7 protein-coding genes are annotated in these 6,295 nt (G+C 47.1%); 6 read left to right on the top strand and 1 reads right to left on the bottom strand.

The window, feature by feature from the left end; all coding sequences use genetic code 11:
* Positions 1–121: 121 nt before the first annotated feature.
* The 6 genes from LT948_RS32800 to LT948_RS32775 all read left to right on the top strand — a co-directional run bounded on the left by LT948_RS32800 (position 122) and on the right by LT948_RS32775 (position 4,708).
* Positions 122–1,078 carry a tyrosine-type recombinase/integrase gene (locus tag LT948_RS32800; protein WP_023123145.1) on the top strand — a complete coding sequence of 319 codons (957 nt, stop codon included), beginning with the start codon at positions 122–124 and terminating at the stop codon, positions 1,076–1,078.
* A 197-nt stretch (positions 1,079–1,275) separates the two neighbouring features.
* Positions 1,276–1,533, top strand: coding sequence for a helix-turn-helix domain-containing protein (locus LT948_RS32795; protein WP_034057061.1), 258 nt, complete (start codon positions 1,276–1,278; stop codon positions 1,531–1,533).
* Between the two features lie 16 nt (positions 1,534–1,549).
* Positions 1,550–1,984, top strand: a complete 435-nt coding sequence (locus tag LT948_RS32790) for a hypothetical protein (protein ID WP_071543423.1) — start codon at positions 1,550–1,552, stop codon at positions 1,982–1,984.
* Entirely contained in the window at positions 1,981–2,265 is a 285-nt protein-coding gene (locus tag LT948_RS32785; protein ID WP_033967546.1) for a hypothetical protein, read from the top strand. The genes LT948_RS32790 and LT948_RS32785 overlap by 4 nt, the downstream gene beginning before the upstream one ends.
* A 146-nt stretch (positions 2,266–2,411) precedes the next feature.
* Complete coding sequence (locus LT948_RS32780) at positions 2,412–3,863, top strand: hypothetical protein (RefSeq protein ID WP_218816314.1); 1,452 nt, start codon at positions 2,412–2,414, stop codon at positions 3,861–3,863.
* A 473-nt stretch (positions 3,864–4,336) separates the two neighbouring features.
* Positions 4,337–4,708, top strand: coding sequence for a hypothetical protein (locus LT948_RS32775; RefSeq protein WP_218816315.1), 372 nt, complete (start codon positions 4,337–4,339; stop codon positions 4,706–4,708).
* A 708-nt stretch (positions 4,709–5,416) separates the two neighbouring features.
* On the opposite strand, the gene LT948_RS32770 is transcribed toward LT948_RS32775, so the two are convergent.
* The gene (locus LT948_RS32770; RefSeq protein WP_034057070.1) at positions 5,417–5,728 is read right to left on the bottom strand and encodes a hypothetical protein; all 312 of its coding nucleotides are present in this window, start codon (positions 5,726–5,728) and stop codon (positions 5,417–5,419) included.
* Positions 5,729–6,295: the final 567 nt, after the last annotated feature.

Here is a 6,295-nt window from a genome sequence, read left to right as displayed (position 1 = left end):
GAGCGGGAAACGAGACTCGAACTCGCGACCCCGACCTTGGCAAGGGGACGTTAAGGCGGAGCGCTCTCAGGCTCCTTAAGCCCCCTAGAGAACCTCTATTCACACTGTATGAGGTTCCTACATGGCCAACATCCGTCAGCTACCTTCCGGCAACTGGAACGCCCAGGTACGTCTCAAAGGGCAACGCCCCATCTCCAAGACCTTCCCCACTGAAGCTGATGCTCAAGCATGGGCTAAGCAACGGGAAGCCATCACCAAGACACATAAGGTCTACACCCTCTATACATTGGGCATGACCTATTGTGACTCCCGCCTCAAGGGCAAGGGAAGCTATGACCGAGCAATAGGACTGGTCGAGCAACTATCACATTCATTCCCTCAGCCCATCCATGACATAACTCCTCAGCAGGTAAACGACTTCAAGCTAGAACGTCTCAAGACTGTGAAGCCTGCCACGTGTAGGACTCAGCTAGCATTTATGTCTCGGTTCTTCAAGTTTGCTAAGCGTGAACTACTAATAGACCTCCCCAACCCCGTAGCAGACATAGCCCTTCCTCAGCCATCTAAATCTAGCGACAAGGTCGTCACCCGAGAAGAGCTAAATAAAACTCTACTTCACTTAAGCCCTACCATGCGCCTTATAACGGAGCTAGCATATGAGACTGCCATGCGTAGGTCAGAGATAGTGAAACTAACCATCTCATGCCTTCACCTAGAAGAACGCATAGTTGATGTAGTAGATGGAAAGAACGGAACCAGAGCCGTGCCACTTACAAGGCGTGCCGTAGGGCTTCTGCAAGAGGCCATATTGCTTGCCAAAGAAAAACGTATAGGGATGGGCAGGCTGTTCTCTGTAACGCCTCATAGCGCTTCTCAGGCCGTCAGAAAGGCACGTATCAAAGCGGGTCTAGATGCAACCGTTAGGCTCCATCAGCTCAGACATACCCGCATCACCAATGTAGCTAAGCGAGGCTTTAACAACGCCCAAATCATGATCGTATCAGGACATAGGGATACTAGGTCTGTAGCTCGATACTCTCACTTGAACGCTAGGGACGTACTACATCTAATAGATTAATTTTCACCCTAGGCGGAGATTCACCTCAAAAATCGGTATTATACAAGTATAAGAATAAAAATCTTAAACACTCCCTCTCTATGCTGGCACGGGTAGAGAGGGGATATAGGGGAGAGTATGCTCTCAAACTTCAACACCCAGCATTAATGAGATGCTGAAAGAACAAGAAAATAAATTAGAAAATAAAAGGAAGGACCATGATTGAAGAAATCATCAAGCTTCAACACAAAGCAATCAACACTATAACCGACAAGGTAATCTTTCTTATTATCCGCAACGGATCGAAAGACAAGGAGTTCTATCCAATCTCAAGGAGTCAACTAGCAAAAATGACCGGTCTATCGATTAGCACTGTAGCTACAACCTTGAAGAAGTTTAAGGAAGCAGGACTAATCGAAGTAGCCCCCAAGCAAGACCCTCGGGAAACCTCCCGTTACCGTACCGTACCTTTCTAATCAAGGAGAAAAACAAATGACCTCCATTAATCCGCAAGACATTTTCACCATTGCTCAAGCTACTGGGCGTTCTCCGCTTGATGTACTCAATCAAGCACAGTCTGAAGGATGGACCATCCAAGAAGCAGCCCAACCCACCACTAAACCTAAGAGTGTGATGCATGATCCTGAAGGCGCTGTAGCTCTCATGCGTCAACTGAAGACTGAGACAGTACGGGAGATGTATCGGAATGATCCTCTCGTCAGAGAAAGCCTTGATGTACAGATAGCACTTGAGAGCACTCAGCCTAAGCAAGACAAGCCATCTAACTTCCTCTATGACGAGGAGGGCAACCTTTCTGGCATCAAGTCTTCTGTTGTGAGCGGAACCCAAGCCACTGCCAAGAATCAGACTGAGCTTATGAAAGAAATCAAAGCCAACATTTACAAGCAATACGGTGTACAGCAGTGACATATCAATACAAATCAGAAGGTGAAGAGCGTTACCTAGCTGAACGAAAGGCAGCTAGTGAGCTTCAGAGGAAAGAAATTTCAATCAAGAACGCCATGCTTGTAGGTGACACCAAGGAATACAAAGGCATCAGCTACCAGATGAACCAGAGAGGCAACTACCAATGTGTAGACCTTCCTCCCTTGAGCGGTCTTGATGGCGTATTCACCTCAACTCAAATCCTACACTCCATCATTGACAAGCTAGAGAGAGACGGGAATCTACCCAAGCGTAAGAAGTGAAATATCTACATAGCTGGTTAGCTACCCTAACCGTAATATTAACAGTGATAGCTGTACTCCTCATTGCAGGCTTTACCCTCCCCCTCATCGTAGCATCTTGTACCCACCTATAAATCAGGAGACCTAACAGGTAGAAAACTGAAAGCATGAATAGAACAATAAATATAGCTGAAGCGCTTCCAGGAGCAGGCAAGTCAACCAAGTTCATCAACACCCTTCCAAACTTTATCCCCGGAAAACATATAGTCTATGCAATGCCTACCAATGCTCTAATCAAGGAGCTTGCACAAGACATTAAGACCAAAGCCGGAATCATCCCTACCGTAATTACCTCAGACACTACTGATCATGTAGTGGCTAACATAGAGAAAGCTATGGCATCTAACCAATCCCTACTGCTAATGGTTACTCATGAGTCATTGAGGCGAGTAGATGCAAGACTGCTTGCGGGGTGGGAACTGGTAATGGATGAAGTCCCTAGCGTCTCTGACTGCTGGTCTCATCAATTCGATAGTATCAGCTACCTCAGCAGCCTTGAGCGCTACCTAACCGTAGATGAAAACAAGAAAGCAACGCTCAAACCTGAGCATGTAGCCCTTGTGGAATCCATGATTAAAGCCAAGGAGGGGAGCGCCCTTAGCAGCTCAGCCCTTGAGGTGCTTAAGGCTATGATCACGCCCAAATGCAGCGTTGAGGTGGAGAAGCAAAGCAGCAAGGGGAAACGCCTTGTCCGCATTGTGCGCTACAGGGACTACCTCCCGGCCTTCACCTATGCCAATAGCGTCCACATCCTGGCCAACAACGTGCGGGACACGCTCCTTGGGGCTCACGCTAGGAGCCAAGGCTTTACCTTCACCGAGTCTGTCTTCACCCCTAACTTTGATGGCTACGGAAAGCGTGTAGAGCTTCACCCCTTCCTGAAAGGTAGGTACTCCAAGACTCAGAGCCTGATGCAGCGTAATGGAGAAGCCCTGATTAAGTGGAGCGATGAGACTCAGTTAGCCTCATGGCTTGATGGTGTAACGGCTATGATCGGGGATGATGAAAGCCTAGCCTTTATGCATGACTGGGTTGAGTACGCCTTCACTGAGAATGTGACCAAGCTTCCGATTGATAGCAGGGGTATTAATGGCTACCAAAACAGGACCATTGCTATCTGTCTTCAGCATGGAAATGTAAGCCCTGATGATGCTCTCAGCTTCCATAGCTTGAGTGAGATGTTAGGCGTACCAGTTGCTGAAATTAGAAAGGCTATTGAGTTCGAGCGCTTCTATGAGTCAACGCTTCAAGCGGTAGCCCGAACTTCTCTCAGAGATAGAGACAGCACAGCACCAGTAGTCCTATTTGTTCAGAACATGGAAATGGCTAAGTATCTCCAAGACAAGCTTGGACGCCTAGCAACCATCAATACTGAGCTATGCATGACTCCTTGGGAAAAGCAGAAATCCGAGAAAAAGAAAGCCAAGGCAATGCTTCAAGCTGAAGCTATCTCCCTATTCCTAGAAAAAGGAATGGAGAGAAAAATAATCGCTGAAGAACTCAGTATTCCATACCATCAGATTAGACGATGGACAGTAGGGCTTAAGCAAGTAGCGTAGTAATGTTCAGCGCCAACAGTTAATTTTGTGCACTTTTTCTTAAAGAGTCTTTAAGGATTTTTGCACAATTTTGATGAGACATTAGGCTACCGCCTTCTACTCATCCATCCCTTTCGTTCTCTAACATCCATCTTAACCCTACCAAGAGTTACCATTGGATGAATGGGCTTCTCTTCTGTTTCACAGACCACCATCTACGATGCAGAGGAAGCCTAGAGAATGTAAGAGAAATAACGCTTAACCGTTCGCTACACTCACACATACTTACTCGTGACTAAACCTAAACGCTGAAAAGATTCATAGATGGTTAAGAGTAACCGACATATCGTCGGATCAACTTAACTGGTTACGAGTGTATCTGTTCTTCTCTTTTCAATGCGTTGCGACTCTGTCGCGTGCTCTTGCTTTTGCTCCAAAGGCCCACCCGGCCTGAGGGACTTCTTACACAACTATAGAAAATAAAAAGGTAAATCATGAATAATACTTATATTGACGCAGGACATATTCCAGCAGAAGGAAAGAAAGAATACGTAGAGGCATACTCTCATTCCGAGCTAGCTAAAAAATGGGGCGTAAGCCTCAGCACTCTTGATAGCTATGCTCAAGAAAAAGGATGGGATAGGGAGCATAAACTACATTGGCAAGACATTGCCATTGAGGTTCTTAAGAAGGGAGCTGAAGAACATAACTATGTAGCTACTAAGGAGTTACTGAAAGCTATGGGCATTGCTCGTCCAGTAGGACGACCACCTAAAGCTGAGGTAGAGAGGCAGAAAGCTATTGCCCTCAAGATTGACAAAGAGTTTGAGGATGATGTTAAGCGCATGAGGCTAGTTTCTAAATAGTTATTTATTTAGACAAAGAGAGGGCAATGACCTTACAGAGACACTACCACTTTCTATATTAGATTAGCCTAATGGCTATGCCCTTCACGGGGAGCAATCAATTACCTGACCACCCGTTCTTCAATGGGAGAGCGTTCCTAGTGAACGCCTCAACATTGCCCAGCTATTCGGTAGTGGTTCCCGTCCTACTAACTACGCCAGCAGGATAAAGCGGTCCTACTTTAGGGAGGACTCCCTGGCGTGTTCTACCAACCATCCACGCTTTGTAAGCCATGCTCTCCGCTACCAACTACACCATTGAAGGTTCGCCAAATAGCGTACTCACACAACCCCGCTTGCTTTCCAAGCGTACAGTAAGGCCCGTTTGCCCAAATCTGATGCCTTCAGGATGAACCGAAAAGCACAAACAATCTAGTGCCCTCAGCATCAAGCCCCATCTGACTCAGCGCGAGCATACAAGTGCAGCCGATACGATGACAACATCTTTTTCACAAACAGAAGAACGTATCCAAATGCTATACACGCCCCAAATAGAACAACTCCAACCTTAAAATCCTTGAAGATCATGTAATAAATCAGATAGAACCACACAAAGTACATCGGTATAGCAATCACGTGTATCGCTATCTGAGCCAGCATAATTAACCTAATCATGGATCATCCTTGTCGTATAGAAAGCAATTACGCTCTACAGAAGAAATGGCAAAGTCATCTCTGCTCTTCTAGCTGACGCACCTTTTCTTCTAGCTCCCCAACCTTCCCCTCAAGGTAGCGGATGTAGCGCTTATCAACATCCTCAGGCATTAGGGTCTTGGTGAACTCATCGAATAGCTTGGAGTCATAAGAGGCTACAGAGGCGCCCACGCCAGCCCTTTCCCCCTTATCCAGCCATTTAGAAAAAACTGGATAGGACGGTTTCCCATCCTGCTTACAGAAAGCACTCATGCTTACCCCACTAGAATGAAACTCCTCAATAAGAGCAGCCTTCTCTTCTTCCGTGTAACGCTTAGCAGCAACCATAGCTTTAGCTCCTTTAGTTTCTATGCCTTCAGCATGCTATCAAACCGCTGAATTTCTGCTAGGAATTTTTTAGCAGAAATGCATTAGTAAGAGGCCGCCCCTATCCCCCTGCCCTCCCCCTCAAGGCGTGCTGTTGTAGATTTTCAGCCATGCCCTACATACCCCTAAGCAGCGTCACCACTGGCCTCTGTGCCCGTTCTCACGGGCGTTCACAGCAGCGTTCACACAAAATGGGGGCTCAGGTGGTGATGCGGGAATAGCTCAGTTGGTAGAGCAAGTGAGCGAAGCGAAAAGGGCGAGCTTGCGTAGCCCACCACCTAGGCAAGGTCGGGACCATCCCTTTTAGATCAATAGCTTAGGATGGCTCCTTCACAAGAAAACGTGTGAACGAGGGGTAGCCGGGGACGCATTCACATTGCGAACGCGTGAATGAGCCCGGTAAAGTGTGAATGTTTTCTAGGGGGAAAACGAAAAAGGGCCCCATCTCTGGGACCCTTCTAAGCCTTGCCATTGCTGACAAGAATGTTTGGAGCGGGAAACGAGACTCGAACTCGCGACCCCGACCTT

Origin of the sequence: Pseudomonas sp. CP-1, assembly GCF_021213715.1 — a bacterium.
Lineage (GTDB): Bacteria > Pseudomonadota > Gammaproteobacteria > Pseudomonadales > Pseudomonadaceae > Pseudomonas > Pseudomonas aeruginosa.
Note: the sequence above shows the minus strand (reverse complement) of the source record. Positions and strands in the feature narration are given on the sequence as shown.

Excerpts from the sequence above, each read along its gene's own strand:
- LT948_RS32800 (WP_023123145.1), top strand. The coding sequence starts at position 122 with ATGGCCAACATCCGTCAGCTACCTTCCGGCAACTGGAACGCCCAGGTA.
- LT948_RS32795 (WP_034057061.1), top strand. The coding sequence starts at position 1,276 with ATGATTGAAGAAATCATCAAGCTTCAACACAAAGCAATCAACACTATA.
- LT948_RS32790 (WP_071543423.1), top strand. The coding sequence starts at position 1,550 with ATGACCTCCATTAATCCGCAAGACATTTTCACCATTGCTCAAGCTACT.
- LT948_RS32780 (WP_218816314.1), top strand. The coding sequence starts at position 2,412 with ATGAATAGAACAATAAATATAGCTGAAGCGCTTCCAGGAGCAGGCAAG.
- LT948_RS32775 (WP_218816315.1), top strand. The coding sequence starts at position 4,337 with ATGAATAATACTTATATTGACGCAGGACATATTCCAGCAGAAGGAAAG.
- LT948_RS32770 (WP_034057070.1), bottom strand. The coding sequence starts at position 5,728 with ATGGTTGCTGCTAAGCGTTACACGGAAGAAGAGAAGGCTGCTCTTATT.